Here is an 18,732-nt window from a genome sequence, read left to right as displayed (position 1 = left end):
GAAATGCTTATGATTTCCAAGCGGACAAAAATTCATCCCAATAATCTTTTTGATATTCTTGAATGGTATTTTTAATTAAATTAATTTCAGATTCATATTCATTTTGGTTGAGATGGCCTCTGATCAATTGAAATTTAAGATATACAAGATAAGTATTGGCGACATCCGTTTCACAATAATCTCTGATCGACTGAATATCTCCTTGCCTGTAAGTGTCCCAAACTTTACCGCCATCCATACCTAGCTTACCCGGGAAGCCACACAGCTTTGCAATATCATCTAGGGGCGCGTTATTTTTACCTTGAAACATGGCTAAAAATTCCATTAAATCCGTATGGCGTGTGTGATACCGGCTTAAATAATTATTCCATTTAAAATCTTTATCTATTTCACCCATGTCTAGATACTTGGATGCATTAATGCCATGCATTAACGCCCTATAATTTAATACAGGAAGATCAAACCCTGAGCCATTCCAGGATACAAGGGTGGGTGTATATTTATCAACGCCATCAAAAAAACGTTGGATGACTTCTTCTTCAGGATCATCAATCTCTCCAAGCGTCCAAATCTTTAACTGGTCTTTTTCTCGAAGGACACACGATATAGCTACAATTTTTTGAAGATGATGCTGCAGGAAATCAGAGCCATTTTTTTGTCTTCTTTTGTAAGTAGCTACATTGACGACATCATCATCAGATAAATTTTTATCTAAGGCGTATAAAGATCTAATGCCTTGAATATCAGGAATGGTTTCAATATCAAAAACTAAAATAGGGACCAATGTATTAACTCAAAAATAAATTAGAAGATAAATAACGGTCACCGCGATCGCATGCAATAGAAACAATGACGGCATCTTTATTTGCTTTTGCGATTTGAAGTGCTATATAAAGTCCTCCACCTGTCGATGCCCCAGAAAAAATACCTTCTTCTTTTGCAAGGCGTCTCGCAGTCTCTTCTGCATGTTGTTGAGAAACGTATTCAATGCGATCAATATTTTTTGCGCTGTATATTTTCGGCAAATAGGCTTCCGGCCATTTACGTATACCTGGAATCTGAGCACCCTCTTCTGGCTGCACACCAATAATTTGAATATTTTTATTTTTTTCTTTTAAGAATTGCGAAGTGCCTACAATCGTACCTGTGGTTCCCATGCTCGCAATAAAGTGTGTGATACGACCCTTTGTGTCTTTCCAAATTTCAGGACCTGTAGTCTCATAATGCGCTTTAGGATTATCAAGATTGCTGAATTGATCCAACACAAAACCCTTACCTTCTTTTTGCATTTTTAATGCAGTATCTCTAGCAAGCTCCATACTGCCTTCTTTTGAAGTCAGAATAAATTCTGCGCCGAATGCTTTCATGGTTTGCCGTCTTTCGATGGTTTGATTTTCTGGCATGACCAGAATTATTTTGTAACCTTTCATTGCAGCCACCATGGCAAGCGCTATACCTGTATTGCCAGATGTCGCTTCAATGAGGGTGTCACCAGGTTTAATCTCACCTCGTAATTCAGCATTGTGAATCATAGAGAATGCCGCCCTGTCCTTGACTGAGCCGGCGGGATTATTCCCTTCTAACTTTAAGTGGATAGCACTGCTTGAATTTCCGTGCATCCGCTGCAAAGCGACGAGTGGTGTATTTCCAATAAAATCTTCTAATTGCATTACTTTAAATTCATCCGAAATAAAAAAACGGTATAGATAAAAAATGATACGAATCCAATTAAAGCTAATTCAGGAAGCGTAAGGCCTAACAAAGTCCAATCAATATGTGAGCAGTCGCCTGTTCCTTTAAAAAGTAAATTCAAAGCTTTTGAGAATGGAAAATTTTCAAACATATAATTTAGATCAACACCGCATTCATTTGGCACCTGAATAGCTTTTGATTGAATCAATATATGTTTAAAAGAAAATACCATGCCCGTGATTGAAGTTATAGATAAAACGACTAAAGATAACTTTTTAATTAAATATGTAGGTTTAATGAAGGCGTTGATTAAAAAAAGTAACCCAAGGACCATAAAAATAATTCGCTGGGTCACACATAAAGGGCATGGTTCGAGGTTGAATTTTTTTTGGATAAAAACTGCTAAAGCAACTAAAAAATAAGCAGCAACAAAAGCAGTTAAGTGGGCTTGTCTATGTGATAAAAAAAATTTCTTCAATTAAAGCTCTTTAGTTATTCATTAACTCTATAATGAAGATAATTGTAACGGATATCCTTCTAGTTTGATTAATTCAACGCCAATAAATACCACCAAACCTAACGAAGCAAGGGTTTTTTCTGTTAAAGAAATTAACCGTCTTGTAAGGGAGCTCCTTGAGCAAAGCTTTCCCTCATTTTGGATTTCGGGTGAAATCTCTAATTTCATAAGTGCATCTTCAGGGCACTGGTACTTTTCCCTTAAAGATGATGAAGCTCAAGTCCGTTGCACCATGTTTAAAAATAAAAATATGGCCATGGATTGGACACCCAAAAATGGCGAAAAAATTGAAGCAAAATGTTTTATCGGTTTATATGAGGCGCGGGGCGAATATCAACTCAATATTGAGTCAATTAGACAAGCAGGTGCGGGGCTTTTATCAGAAGCCTTCAATCAATTAAAAGAAAAACTGCTCAAAGAAGGTCTTTTTGAGGATTCGCGCAAGAAATCTATACCTCAATTTCCTCAATCCATTGGGGTCATTACCTCACCCACAGGGGCTGCGATCGAAGATATTTTAATTACACTTAAAAGACGAAGTCCTCATATTCCGGTCATTATTTATCCTAGTCTCGTTCAGGGTAAAGAAGCACCTCTCGCAATTGTGAAAGCCATTGAAACTGCAAATTTAAGAAAAGAATGTGATGTACTGATCTTGGCACGCGGTGGAGGTTCGATTGAAGACTTATGGGCCTTTAATGAGGAAATCGTAGCGCGTGCGATTGTTGCATCAAAAATACCTACAATTACAGGTGTTGGACATGAAACTGATACAACGATAGCTGATTTTGTTTCTGATTTAAGAGCCCCCACGCCGACAGGTGCTGCTGAGCTCGTTACCAGCCATACTGTCGAACTTATTAAAACAATTCAGATTTATAAAAACCAATTAAATAAAGTCATGGCAGTTCTTATTCGAGAAGTGATGCAGAAAATTGATTATCTAGAAAAACGTCTTGTATCGCCTCACCAACAGATTCAAAGACAAAAAGAACAGATTCATCAATATATACAAAGGATTAATCAAAGCATGAGAAATGCTGTGATCCAATATCGTTTGCACATCGATAAATTAAAGTTAAATTTGGATCACTTAAGCCCTCATGCTGTTTTATCAAGAGGCTATTCCATTATTACGAATGTGGATGGCCAGATTATAAATAATGTAGCCCAGTTAAAGCTTGATGATAAAATTCATATTCAACTAAACCATGGGCAAGCTGACGCAAATATTTCAGACCTCAAAGATCAATAATTTTAGATTGATTTAAAAAAACTGACGCACACATGGAAGATAAAAAAAATCACAAGGTTTCTCTAGCTACACTTTCACTTTCAGCATTAGGTGTTGTATTTGGTGATATTGGTACAAGCCCGCTATACACCATGAAAGAAGTTTTTTCTCTCAGCAAACATCCTGTCGAGCTCACCCAGTTTAACGTCCTCGGCATACTGTCTCTTATTTTCTGGTCACTCATTATGATTGTGTCAGTTAAATATGTTGCCTTTATTATGCGTGCTGACAATAGAGGTGAAGGAGGCATTATGGCTCTACTCTCTCTTGCTAATAAAAATGCACCCAGTGGCAATAAAAGAAATTTAATTGTGATTTTAGGTATTCTTGGGGCATGCATGTTTTATGCAGACGGAATGATTACCCCTGCAATTTCTGTTTTATCTGCGATCGAAGGTCTTGAAGTTGTAGCGCCCTCTTTAAGTTATCTTATTATTCCTATTACTCTTGCAGTGTTATTTATTTTATTTTATGCACAAAGCAAAGGGACGAATGTTGTGGGTGCCTTCTTTGGGCCAATTATGTTTTTTTGGTTCTTAACGCTTGCACTATTAGGGATCATCAATATCGCTCAGGAGCCACATGTTCTAGAAGCTATTAATCCATTGTATGCATTTCATTTCTTTCAGCTAGCACCCATGGTGGCATTCGTAGCATTAGGCGCGGTCGTTTTATCAGTCACAGGCGCTGAGGCACTTTATGCAGATATGGGGCATTTTGGTCGGCAGCCCATTAGACTGGCATGGTTTATTTTTGTACTTCCAGCGCTTACATTAAATTACTTTGGCCAAGGCGCATTAATTATTAGCAACCCTGAGAATATTAAAAATCCCTTTTATCTCATGGCGCCTGAATTTCTTGTCATACCTCTTATTATTTTAGCAACGCTTGCAGCAATCATTGCATCACAAGCTGTCATTACAGGCGCTTTTTCAGTCTCAAGACAAGCGCTTCTCTTAGGATTTCTGCCAAGAATGCATGTCGAACATACTTCTGAAAATCAAGAAGGGCAAATTTATCTACCAAGAATTAATTGGCTCTTAATGATTGCAGTTATGGCTTTAGTAGTAACCTTCAAAAGCTCAGGTAATCTTGCAGGGGCTTATGGTATTGCAGTTACGGGTGACATGGTGATCTCGACACTTCTCGCAAGCTTTGTGTTCTATGAAGTATGGAAATGGAATTCCATAAAAACAGTTATTTTCATGGCAATCTTTTTAATAATCGATCTTGCATTCTTTAGTGCAAATATTTTAAAAATACCTGATGGCGGCTGGTTCCCAATTTTAATTGGCACTGTTATTTTTATTTTAATGACGACTTGGAAAAAGGGGCGTGCACTTCTGTACAAAATACTTAAAGGTGAGGCTATTGAAATTAATTCATTTATTACTTCCATGGGCACGAACCCTCCACCTCGGGTGGAAGGTACAGCAATATTCTTAACGCCTAATCCAGATGGTGTGCCTCATGCCCTGCTTCATAATCTCAAGCACAACAAAGTTATCCATGAAAAAGTTATTATTCTGACTGTGATGTTTATGGATTACCCTCATTCACTTACAAAAGATCTTGTTACTGTTGAAAAATTACCTCACAACTTTTATAAAGTTACTGTGAAATATGGATTTAAAGATGAGCCTGACTTACCCAAAGACCTTGCCCTGCATGCTAAAAATGGTATCAATATTGACCCAATGAATAGCTCTTACTTTATTGGTAAGGAAATTTTATTGGCAACACCAAAAGAGAATATGAACTATTGGAGAAAGAAATTGTTTATAGGTTTATTTAGAAGTGCAGAAACAATTACCAATCAATTTAAATTACCTCCCAACCGCGTGGTTGAGTTAGGAAGCCAAGTATTATTTTAAGAATGAAATATAGCATTTTATTTTTATTAGCCTTTCTTACCTTGGGTTGTGCTTCAACAACTCTAAAAAATCAATCAGGTGTCGATAGGAAACAACTGTTACTTATGCCGCAATCTATGGTGGCAGGAATAGCAAGTGATAGCTACCGAGGCGCACTTGAAGCAGCGAGCAAAAAAAATAAACTCAATGTCGATCCTTTCCAAGTTAAGCGCGTCAAAAAAATTAGCAACAGACTCATTGCCAATACAAATTATTTTAAACCTGAAGCGAGTCAATGGGCATGGGAAATAAATGTTGAAGATAGTGACGAAGTAAATGCTTATTGTATGCCTGGAGGAAAAATCATGGTTTACTCAGGCCTCATTCGAAAGCTCAAAGCAACAGATGATGAATTAGCAGCTGTGATAGGTCATGAAATCTCTCACGCACTTCGCGAACACGGGCGAGAAAGAATGTCGACGGCCGCCATTCAGCAGTTTGGTTTAATTGGATTTGCAGCTTACATTTCTAATACATCCAGTCGAAATAGAGCTAATGCAACGATGCAAGCAGCTTCATTAGGCGCTACCCTATTTTTTGCTCTCCCTAATAGTCGCACACAAGAAAGAGAGGCAGACGCTATTGGTCTTGAGCTTTCTGCAAGATCTGGCTTTAATCCTTTTGCGGCAGTGACCTTATGGGAAAAAATGAAACAACAAAATACAAAAAAACCACCTGAATTTCTAAGCACTCACCCATCGGACGATAACCGTATTAGAGATCTCACCGAGCTTGCATATCAATTAAAACCTTTATACGAATCAAACCGACCACGCTAATTACATTAGACTTTAATGTAAAATACTGTTTTAACTAAAATAAATACTCTCATGGACCAATTAAAATCAATTATCGAAAATGCTTTTGAAATAAGAGCTGAAATCAATCCAAAAAATGCGCCAAAAGAAATTAAAGATGCTGTGGATGAAGTCCTCAACAACCTAAATAATGGATCGCTTCGCGTTGCAACACGCATTAAAGACTCCCAAGAATGGGAAACGCATCAATGGATTAAAAAAGCGGTGCTTCTCTCTTTTAGACTCTACGATAACGAAGTTATGAAAAGTGGTTATACAAATTACTTTGATAAAGTACATTCAAAATTTGCGAACTTCACAGATGAAGATTTTAAAGCAGGTGGCTATCGTGTTGTGCCTAACGCCATTGCAAGACGCGGTTCGTTTATTGGTAAAAATGTTGTGCTTATGCCTTCTTATGTCAATATCGGTGCTTATGTAGATGAAGGTACGATGGTTGATACATGGGCCACCGTTGGATCATGTGCGCAAATTGGGAAAAACGTTCACCTCTCAGGCGGAGTTGGTATTGGTGGAGTATTAGAGCCCATTCAAGCAGGTCCAACTATAATTGGCGATAATTGTTTTATTGGCGCCCGATCAGAAGTGGTCGAAGGTGTTGTGGTTGAAGATAATGCGGTTATTTCTATGGGTGTTTATATTGGCCAATCAACTAAGATCTATGATCGCGAAACAGGCGAAGTGACATACGGTCGCATTCCTAAAGGCTCTGTTGTAGTCTCAGGAAACCTCCCTTCAAAAGATGGCTCTTATAGTCTTTATTGTGCAGTGATTGTAAAAAAGGTAGATGAAAAAACGCTTGGCAAGGTAGGTATTAACGAGTTACTTAGAGGTATTTAAATCATGATGGTGTATGGTATTAAAAATTGCAGCACCGTCAAAAAAGCACTAACTTGGTTTGATAGTCATCAAATTAAATATGACTTTTACGATCTCAAAAAAGATGCGTTAAATGAGGCCACTTTGACTTCATGGTTTAAAAAGTTACCAAGTCATTTAACTTGGGATATGCTTATTAATAAATCTGGCATGACTTGGAGAAATCTTACAGACCGAGAGAAAAAACTCGCTGACAAACAAGAAACTGCCGTTCAATTAATTATAGAAAAACCAACGGTAATGAAAAGACCTTTGGTAGCCATCGATAAGAAAGTAGTATCGCTTGGATTTGATGAAGCGGTATTTAAACAATTATTTAAAAAATAAAATGACCAGAACCTTAGAGCTTACTAAAAATTTAATTGCTAGAAAATCTAATACGCCAGATGATGCTGGCTGCCAAGATTTGCTGATCAGCCTCTTGGAGCCTTTAGGTTTCAAATGCGAGAAAATTAAATCAGGTGATGTAGACAACTTATACGCGCGCAAAGGCACTGAAGCACCTTTCTTTGTTTTTGCAGGGCATACAGATGTTGTACCTAGCGGCCCCGTTGACCAATGGATATCACCGCCCTTTGAACCTACAATCAAAGATGACAAGCTTTATGGTCGAGGTGCTGCGGATATGAAAACATCTATTGCAGCTTTTATTGTTTCTATCGAAGAATTTTTAAAAGAAACTAAGGGTTTTAAAGGTTCAATTGGGTTAATCATTACTTCTGATGAGGAAGGTGTTGCAGTCGATGGCACAGTTAAAGTAGTTGAACTTCTCAAGGAAAGAAATGAAAGAATTGATTTCTGTTTAGTGGGAGAACCGACTTCACATCTTAAATTCGGTGACATGATTAAAAATGGCCGAAGAGGATCGCTTTCAGCAAAACTTACCGTAAAAGGTATACAAGGCCATATTGCCTATCCCCATTTAGTAAAAAATCCTATTCATATGGTTGCACCTGCTATTACAGATTTAGTGAATATGTCTTGGGATGAAGGTAATGAATATTTTCCTAAAACATCATGGCAAATTTCTAATATCAAAGGCGGAACAGGCGCTACAAATGTTGTGCCTGGCGAAGTAGATATTCTTTTTAATTTTAGATACTCAACAGCAAGTACCGCAGAGAATTTAAAAGAAAGAGCGCACGCAATTTTAGATAAGCATAAACTTGATTACGTGATTGATTGGGAGTATTCAGGCAATCCTTATTTAACAAAAAAAGGGAAGCTTGTAGAAATTTTATCGGATGCTATTAAGGAAACTGTTGGTATTACGCCTGAACTATCAACAACAGGTGGCACTTCAGATGGTCGCTTTATCGCGAATGTTAGTGATCAAGTCGTTGAGTTTGGTCCGCTCAATGCTACGATTCATAAAATCAACGAATGTATTGATATGAAAGATATTGAACCACTTAAAAATATTTACAAGCTTACGCTTCACAAGATTCTCACTTGAGCCAAACGCAACTATTTAAAGAGCTTTTCTCAATACGCGATTGGTTAAGATACGCGGTAAGTCAATTTGAGAGCTCCGATATATTTTTCGGCCATGGCACCTCAAATGCATATGACGAAGCCGTCTGGCTTATTTTTGGCTTTCTCCATTTACCCCACGACACAATAGAAAATTTTTTAGATGCTCATATAACGAGCAAAGAAAAAAAAGATTTATTATTTTTAATTGAAAAAAGAATTAACGATAAAGTGCCAACAGCTTACCTGCTTAATGAAGCATGGTTAAGAGATTATAAATTTTATGTTGATGAGCGCGTCATCATTCCTAGATCTTTAATTGCAGAATCATTAAGCGAAAATCTTTATCCATGGATTGATGATCCCGAAACTATTTATAGTGCACTTGATTTATGCACTGGAAGTGGCTGCTTAGGTATCATGATGGCACACAGCTTCCAAAACGCGACAATTGATCTTGTTGATCTTTCTGAAAAAGCATTGCAAGTTGCGCAAATCAATGTTGATCAGTATGGATTGGATGATCGCATTGAATTAATTCGATCCGACTTATTTGATGGATTAAAAGGAAAGAAATACGACCTCATTATTTCGAATCCTCCTTACGTCAATCAAGCTTCAGTGAACAACTTTCCTATGGAATTTTTAAAAGAACCAAGCATGGCTCTTGGAAGTGGAGATGAAGGTTTAGACCATACAATTAGAATTATTTATGAAGCAAAGCAATATCTTAACGACGGCGGTATGCTTATTGTTGAAATTGGTCACAACAAAGAAGCTTTATTAGATAAATTTCCAGGACTTCAATTTCAGTGGCTAGATGTTTCTTTAGGTAATGATTTTGTGTTTATGCTGCAAAAATCTCAGCTATCTAATTAGATTTTTTTAATATCCAAATCACTTCTGATTCTTCTCTTGACTGGTTTTTTTCCAATTTTTTTAATTTTTTTGTCTAGTATTGCTTTTCGGTCAAGCTTAACTTTAGGTGCATAAGGTGATGGGTGTGCATGCTTTTTGCGCGCCTTAACCTTAATGAGACTTTCATTGCGGCTCACCACAGAAAAAGGCATGTCGAGCCATTTTAAAATATTCTCAACTTCCTTTACTTCAAGCTCCAACATCATGCCTCGTTTAACGCGCGAGGGAAGTGATACAGAGCCAAACCTGGTTCGAATAAGACGACTTACTGGTAGATTGAAATGTTCGAATAAACGTCTAACTTCTCGATTTCTACCTTCCATAAGGATGACTTGGTACCATCGATTAGCACCCTCCCCACCTTGATAACGAATTTCATCGAACTTTGCTAGGCCGTCTTCTAACTTAACTCCGGATTTTAATTTTGACATTTGCTCTTCAGTTAATTCACCGAAGATACGAACGGCATATTCGCGTTCAATTTCAAATTTAGGGTGCATAAGTCGATTAGCAAGATCGCCTGAGGTTGTAAACATAAGCAGTCCCGAAGTATTGATATCAAGACGCCCTATGGAAATCCATTTTTCGTTTTTAATTCTAGGTAACTTTGAAAATACTGTAGTTCTTTTTTGCGGATCACTTACTGAAACAATTTCACCTTCAGGTTTGTGATAAATAAGAATTTTAGGAAATTTTAAATCAAAGAAAAGATGAATTGTCTTTCCATCAATCTTGATCACATCGTGCTCATGAATTAATTGACCTAATATTGCTGGGCTATCATTCACATGTACACGACCCGCTTCAATATATTTTTCCATTTCTCGCCTGGAGCCAATCCCAGATTGAGCAAGGAGTTTATGTAAGCGCTGTGTTTTAGATGGGCTAGTGGTCTTTCTTTCTTTAGCTGTGTCTTGATCTTGTGAACGCATAAAGTGATTTAAGTCATCAATGACTTAAAATTAGACATTCAAAGGAATTTCATTTTGGAGGAAGCTTTCAATATCAGGAAGCTCAGATAAAGATCTTAAATTAAAGTCATTTAAAAAATGTTTTGTTGTTGCATATAACGAAGGTCTGCCCGGAACCTCTTTTTGACCAATTACATCAATCCAATCTCTTTCTTGAAGCTGTCTAATAGCATTGGGATTAAGTGCAACACCTCTAATTTCCTCTATCTCGCCTCGTGTCACTGGCTGCCTATAAGCTACAATCGCTAGCACTTCCATAACGGCGCGGCTATATTTAGCTACTTTTTCTGGACTTAATCTCATTAAGTAACTTGAGTATTCATCTCTTGCTTTAAAGCGATAGCCCGAAGCTACAAGAACCAATTCCATAGTGCGATCTTGCCATTCTGTTTTGAGCTCATCTAGTAACATTCTTAATGTAGATCGCTCAATTTTTTCTGAAAATAGCTTTTGCAAATCATCTAAAGATAAAGGATTGGCACTTGTTAGCAATGCTACCTCTAGTATTTGTTTAATTTTTGATATGTTATTTAAGTCTGTCATAGCTTAGTTGATCTGTAGTTTAATATAAATAGGAGAAAAGCTTTCTTGCTGGGTAATTTTTATAAGTCGCTCTCTTGCTAATTCTAATATAGCTAAGAAACATACAACCAATTTTTGAACTCTATCTTCAGCCACATTAAATAATGACGAAAACTCTACAAATTCTTCTTGTTGAAGTTTTCTTAAAATCATTGTCATGTGCTCTCTCACCGAGAGTTCATTTCGAGCAACTTTATGCGCCTCAAAATGTTTTGCACGATTTAAGATATTTTTCCATGCTGAAAATATCTCATCAATTGATACATCAGGATAGGTAATTTCTGTAATTTTTTCAAAATACGCATTGGCTACATAAAGATCAACGCCTACTTGCGGCATTTGAGTGAGTTTTTCAGAGGCTATTTTAATGAGCTCATACTCCATAAGCCTTCGAACAAGTTCTGCGCGAGGATCTTGTTCTGAATCAACCTCAGCTATTTTCTTAGGTAATAACATTCTTGATTTAATTTCAATCAAAACTGCTGACATAAGTAAGTAATCTGCAGCTAACTCAAGTTTAATTTCTTTCATTTTCTCTACATAATCCATGTACTGAATTGTCAAATCAGCCATAGGTATGTCGAGAATATCTAAGTTATGTTTTCTAATAAGATATAGAAGAAGATCGAGCGGCCCTTCAAATGCTTCCAAATAAATTTCTAGTGCGTCGGGTGGAATATAGAGATCTTGAGGTAAGACCTCAATATTCTCTCCATGAATTTTTCCAATCGTGGCTATTTGTGCTTCTTGATTCATTAGTAACTTAATCCCATCGCTTCTCTTACTTCACGCATGGTTTCTCTCGCTAGTTTTCTTGCTTTTTCACAGCCCTCGGCTACGATATTTTTCACAAGATCAGGATCTTCAATATAATGAAATGCTCTTTCTTGGATAGGTTTTAGTTCTTTATTAACCGCATCAATCACAGGCTGTTTGCATTCGATACATCCTATTTTAGCTTCTTTACATCCTGTTTCAACCCAAGCTTTGACTTCATCACTTGAATACACTTGATGTAACTGCCATACAGGACAGTGATTTGGATTCCCCGGATCATTTCTTCTGATACGAGCAGGATCAGTTGGCATCGTTTTAATTTTTTTCTCAACAGATTCGGGTGGCTCTCTTAAGGCAATAGTGTTGTTATATGATTTAGACATTTTTTGACCGTCTAAACCAATCATCTTAGATGCAGGCGCTAATTTATACTCAGGCTCAACTAAAATCATTTTGCCGCCACCCTCTAAAAAGCCTAACAACCTTTCTTTATCTCCTAAACTTAAACCCTGATGCTCTTCAATTAACACTTGAGCCGAGTCCAGCGCTTCTTCGTCACCATTTTCTTGATACGCTGTTTTCATCTCCATATAGAGACTACTTTTTTTAGAGCCTAATTTTTTAATTGCTTCCTCAGCCTTTTCAACAAAACCCGTTTCTTTGCCATAGAGGTGATTAAAGCGTCGCGCAATTTCGCGCGTAAATTCGATGTGAGGAATTTGATCTTCACCGACAGGCACTTGCGTTGCTTTATAAATTAAAATGTCTGCACTTTGCAGTAATGGATAACCTAAAAATCCATAGGTCGACAAATCTTTAGATGATAATTTTTCCTGCTGATCTTTGTAAGTTGGCACCCTCTCCAGCCAACCTAGGGGTGTAATCATAGAAAGTAAAGTATGAAGTTCGGCATGCTCAGGCACTTTAGATTGAATAAAAATAGTTGCCGTCGCTGGGTCTACGCCTGCTGCGAGCCAATCCACAACCATCTCCCAAACATTCTCTTCAATAATTTCGGGGGAATCATAATGTGTCGTGAGTGCATGCCAATCTGCTACAAAGAATAAGCATTCAAACTCATGTTGCAGATTGATCCAATTTTTCAATACTCCATTGTAGTGGCCCAAATGAAGATTGCCTGTAGGTCGCATGCCAGATATAACGCGTTCAATAGCCATAACCTATCCCTGAGCTCCTAAGCAAATATCCATAAAATTAGACTTTGACTAATTTGGATGAGTGGAAAAATAAATAAATCAAGCATATGAGTCATTAATAAAATAATTAATATTAAAAAGCCATATCGCTCAACTTGCGCATACTTATATGCCAAATGATTAGGCAATAAACTCACAGCAATTCTTCCTCCATCAAGAGGTGGGAGTGGAATTAAATTTAATACCATTAAGGATAAATTAATACTAATACCCGCAATACCCATCTGCTGAACAAACAAAGACATCGACTCCGGAAAGTAAGCGCTTCGACCAAATAAAATCGCCCAGAAGATCGCCATAATTAAATTTGAAAAAGGGCCTGCAGCCGCTACCCAAAGCATATCTTTTTTTGGATGGCGTAAATTCATAAAATTCACTGGCACAGGCTTAGCCCATCCAAATAAAACGCCCCCTAACAATACAGTTAAGGCTGGGAGAACAATGGTACCAATGGGGTCAATATGCCTTAATGGATTAAGACTGATTCTATTTTGCTTGTAGGCGGTTAAATCACCAAAATGCTTCGCAACATAGCCGTGCGCTGCCTCATGAACCGTAATTGCAAAGATGATGGGGAGTGCGTAAACAGTAACTTTTTGTATAGCGGTTAATTCCATATATAGAATGTCATTCTATTTGAATATTCTTATATTCATTCAAGAAATATGTGTTTTTAAGAAAAAAATTAGTTCAGTAAGGCATTGACTTCATTCCAACTTTTCCATATCGGAATGCATGTTTCGGGTATCTTTGGTAAAGACCCCATCTCCCTGTAAGAAATGCCTGGTCCATGATAGTCAGAACCTGTGGATGCTAGGAATTCAAACTCTTCTGCAATTCTTGCAAATTTTAAAGAATCTTCAGTTGTATGACTTCCTGAAATGACCTCAATGCCTTGACCACCCAGCTCTTTAAATTCATTTAAAAACGCCAAAAGATTATTTTTACCTAGATCATATCTTGCAGGATGCGCAATAGCTGCAATGCCACCACTTTCATGAATCCATAAAAGCGCATTTTCTAAGCTCGTCCAGGTGTGCTCGATGAAACCCGGCCTGCCTTTCACGAGATAATTTTTGAATACGGTTTTGACATCTTTAGCATGCCCTGTTTCTACTAAAAATCTTGCAAAATGCGTACGGCCTAAAATGCCTGATTTTGCGTATTTTAATGCGCCCTCCAAACTCCCTTTGATTCCTATTTGATCAAGTGAATGTGCCATTTGTTTGGCTCTCTCAAAACGCCCTTCTCTAATGGAAGAAAGTCCTTGTAATAGTATTTTATTTTGAGAGTCCACATTTAATCCAACGATATGAATTGTGTTTCTTTTCCAAGTCACTGAAATTTCAACGCCATGCACTAAATGCATGCCTAATAAATTTGCTTCCGATGCAGCCTCTTTCAAACCTTCAACATCGTCATGGTCAGTTAAGGCAAGCACTTTAATACCTTTAGAGTGTGCATGCTGAACTAGTCCGCTTGGAGTTAACAAACCATCAGATATAGTAGAATGTGAGTGAAGATCAATCATGGATATTTAGTACTTCAATATGAACTACCATAGTATCAGATAGTCTTTACCAAAGATAATTAACGAAAGCTTGGGGTAATTTTACAAATGAAATTTCTATTCGATCTATTTCCCGTCATCCTTTTTTTTATTGCTTATAAATTTTCAAACATTTATACCGCAACATTAGTCGTTATTGGCGCCACGATCTTTCAAGTGATTTATAGCAAGCTCGTTCATAAGAGAGTCGACAAGTTACTTATATTTAATGCAGTATTGATCAGTATTTTAGGTGGCACTACTTTATGGCTTCATGATGCAAATTTCATTAAATGGAAACCTAGTATTTTGTATTGGCTATTATCAGGCGCACTTTTATTTTTTCAATTTTTTAAGAAAAAAAACCTTGTTAAAAATCTTATGGGAAAACAAATCCAATTGACTGAAAAAGGTTGGGACCAAATCAGCATAACTTCAGCTGTATTTTTTGGTGTGTTAGGCGCGCTCAATCTTTATATAGCTTTTAATTTTTCAGAAAGTACGTGGGTTAACTTTAAATTATTTGGTATCACAGGATTAATCATGTGCTATGCCGTCTTGATTGGGATCTTAGCATCGAGAGCAAATCATAAATAATATGTTTTACGCCATCATCGCCAAAGACCATCAAAACAGTCTCGACAAAAGATTGGCTCATCGGCCCGCGCATTTAGCGCGGATTAAAGTATTGCAAGATCAAGGTAAACTGGTTCTCGCAGGACCCTTACCTGCTATTGACTCAATCGACCCGGGCTTGGATGGTTTTACAGGCAGTCTGATTGTCGCTGAATTTTCTTCGCTCGATGAAGCTATCCTCTGGGCGCATGAAGATCCTTTTTACATTTCAGGTGTATATGCTTCTGTTGAAGTAAAACCTTTTAGAAAAACACTTCCTTAAATATTTATGATTCAAGACATTATTAAACAAAGGCTAGCATTTTTAGAGCCTTCCCATATAAGCCTTAAAGATTTAAGCGACCTTCATAAAGGTCATACAGGTAATACAGGTGGGGGTCATTTCGATCTGGAAATTACTAGTTCGCATTTTTTAGGAAAATCAACCATAATGAGGCATCGCCTCGTATACGATGCGCTTAAAGATTTAATTCCTGAAAAAATTCATGCATTAAGTATCAAAGCTGATTTGCCTTAAGGAATCACTTTTCAATATTAATAACCAAGGAGCTTTATGTTTTCTTTTATCAAAACCTTCGTTTTTGTTTTACTTATCCAGATTGGAAGTTTGGCTCTAGCAGCTGATTTAAATATTACAGTCAATGGAAAACCTATTAAAAAAAATCTATATGATTTTGTAGTAAAAGATCTCGCAAGTCGCGGTCAAAAAATGGATGACAATCTTAACAACATGATTGTGAATCGTATGATTGCAATGGAACTTATCAACCAAGAAGCGGAAAGAACTGGATTAAATAAAGATGCAACTTATCTTTTAAAAGAAGAGTTAGCTCGTAAAGAAATGTTATACAACACATTCTTACAAGGTTATGTTCAAAAAAATCCTATTTCAGAATCTGATATTAAAAATGCATATGAGCAATACAAGAAAGATTTAGGAACTCAGGAGTTCAATGCAAAACATATTCTTTTAGCAAACGAACAAGAAGCTAAAGACGTGATTGCTGAACTCAATAAAGGTGGCAACTTTAGTAAGATTGCTAAAGAAAAATCAAAAGACCCGGGTTCAAAAGATAAAAGCGGTGACTTAGGTTGGTTCCCTGCTAACTCCATGGTTAAACCATTTGCTGAAGCACTCACTTCTCTTAAAAAAGGTAACTTCACAACAACGCCTGTACAAACGCAATTTGGTTGGCATGTGATCAAATTGGAAGATACAAGAACACTTCAAGCGCCTGAATTTGATAAAGTGAAAGAGGGTTTAGCTAAAACGCTTCAACAAAAACAACTTGATAAGCTTGTATTAGATCTCAAAGCAAAAGCCAAGATTGTAGATAATCGCAAATAAAGAAGCTGTCCTCAGAAACCACACAAAGCCTGCGCTATGCAGGCTTTTTTGTATATAATAATAAGAATCATTATCATTTAGATATCTATGACTACCTTATTAGAGCTAGCAGAAGGTCAAAGTGGCATTATCCATAAACTCAATATGGACCGCCTGCTTATTCAAAGGCTAAATGCCATGGGGCTTCGCCGTGGGAAAAAAATAACTGTTCTAAGAAAAGCTCAATTTAAAGGTCCTTTTCATATCATGATTGATACAACCGAACTCATGATTAGAGAGCACGAAGCTTCGCTCATTAATATTACTTCAGCTGCAGCATGAAACGTATCGCTTTTTTAGGCATGCCCAATACTGGGAAGTCGACACTTTTTAATCGCTTAAGCGGCTCATCTGCGCGCGTCGGTAATTGGCCTGGTATCACTGTTGATCTTCATGCGGTTAAAACATTCTTAGGTGGCCACATCGCAGAATTAGTTGATCTTCCAGGTATTTATGATCTTCAAGGCCTATCTGAAGATGAGAAAATTGTGCAAAGCTTTATCAATCAGAACAAGATTGATTTAGCCATTGTTGTTTTATGTAGCGCTCAAATTGAACGACAGCTTTCTTTGCTGCTGCAACTTCAAAAACTTAACATACCCTGCGTGCTCGCCCTTAATATGCATGACGAAGCAAAGAAAATGGGTATCACTATTGATGCTTTGTTATTAGAAAAAAAACTTAAAACGCCCGCCATTAAAACAAGCGCCAAATATGGCGAAGGTATAGCTGAGCTTTTAAAAGCATGCACTAAAGTCATAAATCAAAAAGTCACTACTCCGATTAAAAAAATTAAGCCACTAAATGCATCTGATCAAATATCGAATGAAAAAACGATTCAGACATTAATTAAATTAACTGTTAAGTACCCTATCAAACTCAACGACAAAAATACCAAAAAATTAGATAGGCTTTTTCTAGATCCTTATTGGGGCTTACCTATCTTCTTTATTATTGTATTTTCAATTTTTCAGTTTATTTTTACTCTCGGCAAACCCATTCAAGATTTAATGACGCAATTCTTTGATTTTTTTAGGGTGGATTATCTTGAACCGTTATTCACAGATCATCATGGCATTTTCCAAAGCCTGCTTTTAGATGGTCTCTATCTAGGCGTGACCACGGTGGCTGCTTTTGTACCAATCATTGTTCTCTTCTTCCTTATTATGAGCGTCGTAGAAGATAGCGGTTATTTTTCTAGAGCTGCATTTTTGATGGATACATTGATGGAAAAAATAGGTTTAGATGGAAGAGGTTTTGTCATGATGCTTATGGGCTTTGGTTGCAATGTGCCGGCGCTCATGGGTACTAAAATTATGCGCACAAAAGAACTGCGTCTTTTAACGATGTTTGTAATTCCATTCTCACTCTGCTCAGCGAGACTTCAAGTATTTTTATTTATTATCACGGCTCTTTTTAGTGCTAAATACGGGCCACTGGTTCTTTTTGGTCTTTATTTATTAAGCTTTTTTACGATCTTTATTTCAGCCCTCATCTTTAAACATCAGTTTAAAAATAAAGAGCCTATCATCATTGAATTACCTCCCTACCGCTTTCCTACGATGAATCAGATTATCAAAAGAAGCGTTCTTGAGATTAAGCATTTTCTGACGCGCGCTACCAAATTTATTATTATTGGCGTTCTTCTTGTATGGGCATTAACCCACTTTCCAATGGATGTCCCTATCGCCAGCGAGCTTACTTATTCAGGCCAACTAGGCAAATGGTTGTCCCCTATTTTTCACCCCATTGGCATCAACGAACAATTAGTGATTGCTTTAATTTTTGGCTTTATCGCTAAAGAGATTGTGATTGGCGCATTAGCTGTGATTTATGGCGTAGAAGGATCTGCACTAGCCCATCACCTTTACAGTAATGTAAGCCAAATACAGGCGATTAGTTTTATGATTTTTACCCTTATTTATACACCCTGTCTTTCAACAATTGCTACGCTTAGAAATGAATCTAAAAGTCTTTCATTTGTGATTTATTCTGTTTTCTGGGCTCTTCTTCTGGCCTGGGTTTTTAGCTTTATTTTCTATCAAACCTCGCTCTATTTTTCTAGTTAATTTAGTAAAAATTAACAAGGTTTAAAAAAATAGCTTCTGT

The 18,732-nt window shown here is 37.1% G+C and carries 22 protein-coding genes; 13 read left to right on the top strand and 9 right to left on the bottom strand.

Features of this window, described 5'->3' with window-relative positions; translation table 11 throughout:
• Window positions 1-7: 7 nt before the first annotated feature.
• The 3 genes from FIT79_RS02120 to FIT79_RS02110 are packed head-to-tail and all read right to left on the bottom strand — an operon-like array spanning window position 8 to window position 2,170.
• A complete protein-coding gene (locus tag FIT79_RS02120; protein WP_139875467.1) occupies window positions 8-784 on the bottom strand; it encodes a 3'-5' exonuclease in 777 nt (258 codons plus the stop codon).
• A gap of 4 nt (window positions 785-788) precedes the next feature.
• Window positions 789-1,670, bottom strand: a complete 882-nt coding sequence (gene cysM, locus FIT79_RS02115; protein WP_139867264.1) for a cysteine synthase CysM — start codon at window positions 1,668-1,670, stop codon at window positions 789-791.
• Window positions 1,670-2,170 (bottom strand): disulfide bond formation protein B, encoded by a 501-nt coding sequence (locus FIT79_RS02110; protein WP_139870143.1) that lies wholly within the window; start codon window positions 2,168-2,170, stop codon window positions 1,670-1,672. The genes cysM and FIT79_RS02110 overlap by 1 nt, the downstream gene beginning before the upstream one ends.
• 64 nt (window positions 2,171-2,234) lie before the next feature.
• Between FIT79_RS02110 and xseA the strand changes: the two genes are divergently transcribed.
• Genes xseA through prmB form a run of 7 tightly spaced genes read left to right on the top strand, consistent with a single transcriptional unit; the run spans window position 2,235 to window position 9,465 of the window.
• Entirely contained in the window at window positions 2,235-3,464 is a 1,230-nt protein-coding gene (gene xseA, locus FIT79_RS02105) for an exodeoxyribonuclease VII large subunit (protein WP_223259647.1), read from the top strand.
• Between the two features lie 32 nt (window positions 3,465-3,496).
• Window positions 3,497-5,377, top strand: a complete 1,881-nt coding sequence (locus FIT79_RS02100; RefSeq protein WP_139871195.1) for a potassium transporter Kup — start codon at window positions 3,497-3,499, stop codon at window positions 5,375-5,377.
• Window positions 5,378-5,379: 2 nt separating this feature from the next.
• The gene (locus FIT79_RS02095) at window positions 5,380-6,195 is read left to right on the top strand and encodes a M48 family metallopeptidase (protein ID WP_139875466.1); all 816 of its coding nucleotides are present in this window, start codon (window positions 5,380-5,382) and stop codon (window positions 6,193-6,195) included.
• Between the two features lie 51 nt (window positions 6,196-6,246).
• Window positions 6,247-7,074: a 2,3,4,5-tetrahydropyridine-2,6-dicarboxylate N-succinyltransferase gene (gene dapD, locus FIT79_RS02090; protein WP_139867256.1), complete on the top strand. Its 828-nt coding sequence runs from the start codon at window positions 6,247-6,249 to the stop codon at window positions 7,072-7,074.
• A 3-nt stretch (window positions 7,075-7,077) separates the two neighbouring features.
• Window positions 7,078-7,440 carry a Spx/MgsR family RNA polymerase-binding regulatory protein gene (locus FIT79_RS02085; RefSeq protein ID WP_139867254.1) on the top strand — a complete coding sequence of 121 codons (363 nt, stop codon included), beginning with the start codon at window positions 7,078-7,080 and terminating at the stop codon, window positions 7,438-7,440.
• A 1-nt stretch (window position 7,441) separates the two neighbouring features.
• A complete protein-coding gene (gene dapE, locus FIT79_RS02080) occupies window positions 7,442-8,569 on the top strand; it encodes a succinyl-diaminopimelate desuccinylase (RefSeq protein WP_139875465.1) in 1,128 nt (375 codons plus the stop codon).
• Window positions 8,566-9,465, top strand: a complete 900-nt coding sequence (gene prmB / locus FIT79_RS02075) for a 50S ribosomal protein L3 N(5)-glutamine methyltransferase (protein ID WP_139875464.1) — start codon at window positions 8,566-8,568, stop codon at window positions 9,463-9,465. The genes dapE and prmB overlap by 4 nt, the downstream gene beginning before the upstream one ends.
• Here prmB and FIT79_RS02070 read toward each other — a convergent pair.
• From FIT79_RS02070 to FIT79_RS02045, 6 genes are all read right to left on the bottom strand, one after another.
• Window positions 9,462-10,436, bottom strand: a complete 975-nt coding sequence (locus tag FIT79_RS02070) for a pseudouridine synthase (RefSeq protein ID WP_139875463.1) — start codon at window positions 10,434-10,436, stop codon at window positions 9,462-9,464. The genes prmB and FIT79_RS02070 overlap by 4 nt on opposite strands.
• Before the next feature lie 30 nt (window positions 10,437-10,466).
• Window positions 10,467-11,018, bottom strand: a complete 552-nt coding sequence (scpB, locus tag FIT79_RS02065) for an SMC-Scp complex subunit ScpB (RefSeq protein WP_139867246.1) — start codon at window positions 11,016-11,018, stop codon at window positions 10,467-10,469.
• A gap of 3 nt (window positions 11,019-11,021) precedes the next feature.
• Window positions 11,022-11,813, bottom strand: coding sequence for a segregation and condensation protein A (locus FIT79_RS02060; RefSeq protein ID WP_139870133.1), 792 nt, complete (start codon window positions 11,811-11,813; stop codon window positions 11,022-11,024).
• On the bottom strand, window positions 11,813-13,012 hold the full coding sequence (locus FIT79_RS02055; RefSeq protein ID WP_139870132.1) for a tryptophan--tRNA ligase: 1,200 nt from the start codon (window positions 13,010-13,012) through the stop codon (window positions 11,813-11,815). Before FIT79_RS02055 ends, FIT79_RS02060 begins: the two co-directional genes overlap by 1 nt.
• A 17-nt stretch (window positions 13,013-13,029) precedes the next feature.
• Window positions 13,030-13,668, bottom strand: a complete 639-nt coding sequence (locus FIT79_RS02050; protein WP_139867240.1) for a site-2 protease family protein — start codon at window positions 13,666-13,668, stop codon at window positions 13,030-13,032.
• A gap of 68 nt (window positions 13,669-13,736) precedes the next feature.
• Window positions 13,737-14,582, bottom strand: coding sequence for a 3',5'-nucleoside bisphosphate phosphatase (locus tag FIT79_RS02045; RefSeq protein WP_139875462.1), 846 nt, complete (start codon window positions 14,580-14,582; stop codon window positions 13,737-13,739).
• Between the two features lie 87 nt (window positions 14,583-14,669).
• On the opposite strand from FIT79_RS02045, the gene FIT79_RS02040 reads away from it, so the two are divergent.
• The 6 genes from FIT79_RS02040 (at window position 14,670) to feoB (ending at window position 18,692) form a co-directional block, all read left to right on the top strand.
• Window positions 14,670-15,197, top strand: a complete 528-nt coding sequence (locus FIT79_RS02040) for a septation protein A (RefSeq protein ID WP_139867236.1) — start codon at window positions 14,670-14,672, stop codon at window positions 15,195-15,197.
• 1 nt (window position 15,198) lies between these two features.
• Window positions 15,199-15,498 (top strand): YciI family protein, encoded by a 300-nt coding sequence (locus FIT79_RS02035; RefSeq protein ID WP_139875461.1) that lies wholly within the window; start codon window positions 15,199-15,201, stop codon window positions 15,496-15,498.
• A gap of 6 nt (window positions 15,499-15,504) precedes the next feature.
• Window positions 15,505-15,753 carry a BolA family protein gene (locus FIT79_RS02030; RefSeq protein WP_139867232.1) on the top strand — a complete coding sequence of 83 codons (249 nt, stop codon included), beginning with the start codon at window positions 15,505-15,507 and terminating at the stop codon, window positions 15,751-15,753.
• Between the two features lie 36 nt (window positions 15,754-15,789).
• Window positions 15,790-16,584: a peptidylprolyl isomerase gene (locus FIT79_RS02025; RefSeq protein WP_139875460.1), complete on the top strand. Its 795-nt coding sequence runs from the start codon at window positions 15,790-15,792 to the stop codon at window positions 16,582-16,584.
• Window positions 16,585-16,671: 87 nt separating this feature from the next.
• A complete protein-coding gene (locus FIT79_RS02020) occupies window positions 16,672-16,905 on the top strand; it encodes a FeoA family protein (RefSeq protein ID WP_139871175.1) in 234 nt (77 codons plus the stop codon).
• A complete protein-coding gene (gene feoB, locus FIT79_RS02015; protein ID WP_139875459.1) occupies window positions 16,902-18,692 on the top strand; it encodes a ferrous iron transport protein B in 1,791 nt (596 codons plus the stop codon). Before FIT79_RS02020 ends, feoB begins: the two co-directional genes overlap by 4 nt.
• The last annotated feature ends 40 nt before the right edge of the window (window positions 18,693-18,732 follow it).

Origin of the sequence: Candidatus Methylopumilus universalis, from assembly GCF_006365315.1 — a bacterium.
GTDB classification, from domain to species: domain Bacteria; phylum Pseudomonadota; class Gammaproteobacteria; order Burkholderiales; family Methylophilaceae; genus Methylopumilus; species Methylopumilus universalis.
Note: the sequence above shows the minus strand (reverse complement) of the source record. Positions and strands in the feature narration are given on the sequence as shown.

Bases quoted from the DNA above. Each gene is read 5' to 3' on its own strand.
- cysM (WP_139867264.1), bottom strand. From the start codon at position 1,670: ATGCAATTAGAAGATTTTATTGGAAATACACCACTCGTCGCTTTGCAG.
- FIT79_RS02060 (WP_139870133.1), bottom strand. From the start codon at position 11,813: ATGAATCAAGAAGCACAAATAGCCACGATTGGAAAAATTCATGGAGAG.
- FIT79_RS02030 (WP_139867232.1), top strand. From the start codon at position 15,505: ATGATTCAAGACATTATTAAACAAAGGCTAGCATTTTTAGAGCCTTCC.
- FIT79_RS02100 (WP_139871195.1), top strand. From the start codon at position 3,497: ATGGAAGATAAAAAAAATCACAAGGTTTCTCTAGCTACACTTTCACTT.
- FIT79_RS02045 (WP_139875462.1), bottom strand. From the start codon at position 14,582: ATGATTGATCTTCACTCACATTCTACTATATCTGATGGTTTGTTAACT.
- FIT79_RS02040 (WP_139867236.1), top strand. From the start codon at position 14,670: ATGAAATTTCTATTCGATCTATTTCCCGTCATCCTTTTTTTTATTGCT.
- feoB (WP_139875459.1), top strand. From the start codon at position 16,902: ATGAAACGTATCGCTTTTTTAGGCATGCCCAATACTGGGAAGTCGACA.
- FIT79_RS02035 (WP_139875461.1), top strand. From the start codon at position 15,199: ATGTTTTACGCCATCATCGCCAAAGACCATCAAAACAGTCTCGACAAA.
- dapE (WP_139875465.1), top strand. From the start codon at position 7,442: ATGACCAGAACCTTAGAGCTTACTAAAAATTTAATTGCTAGAAAATCT.
- FIT79_RS02020 (WP_139871175.1), top strand. From the start codon at position 16,672: ATGACTACCTTATTAGAGCTAGCAGAAGGTCAAAGTGGCATTATCCAT.
- FIT79_RS02055 (WP_139870132.1), bottom strand. From the start codon at position 13,012: ATGGCTATTGAACGCGTTATATCTGGCATGCGACCTACAGGCAATCTT.
- FIT79_RS02095 (WP_139875466.1), top strand. From the start codon at position 5,380: ATGAAATATAGCATTTTATTTTTATTAGCCTTTCTTACCTTGGGTTGT.
- dapD (WP_139867256.1), top strand. From the start codon at position 6,247: ATGGACCAATTAAAATCAATTATCGAAAATGCTTTTGAAATAAGAGCT.
- FIT79_RS02025 (WP_139875460.1), top strand. From the start codon at position 15,790: ATGTTTTCTTTTATCAAAACCTTCGTTTTTGTTTTACTTATCCAGATT.
- FIT79_RS02085 (WP_139867254.1), top strand. From the start codon at position 7,078: ATGATGGTGTATGGTATTAAAAATTGCAGCACCGTCAAAAAAGCACTA.
- FIT79_RS02050 (WP_139867240.1), bottom strand. From the start codon at position 13,668: ATGGAATTAACCGCTATACAAAAAGTTACTGTTTACGCACTCCCCATC.
- scpB (WP_139867246.1), bottom strand. From the start codon at position 11,018: ATGACAGACTTAAATAACATATCAAAAATTAAACAAATACTAGAGGTA.
- FIT79_RS02070 (WP_139875463.1), bottom strand. From the start codon at position 10,436: ATGCGTTCACAAGATCAAGACACAGCTAAAGAAAGAAAGACCACTAGC.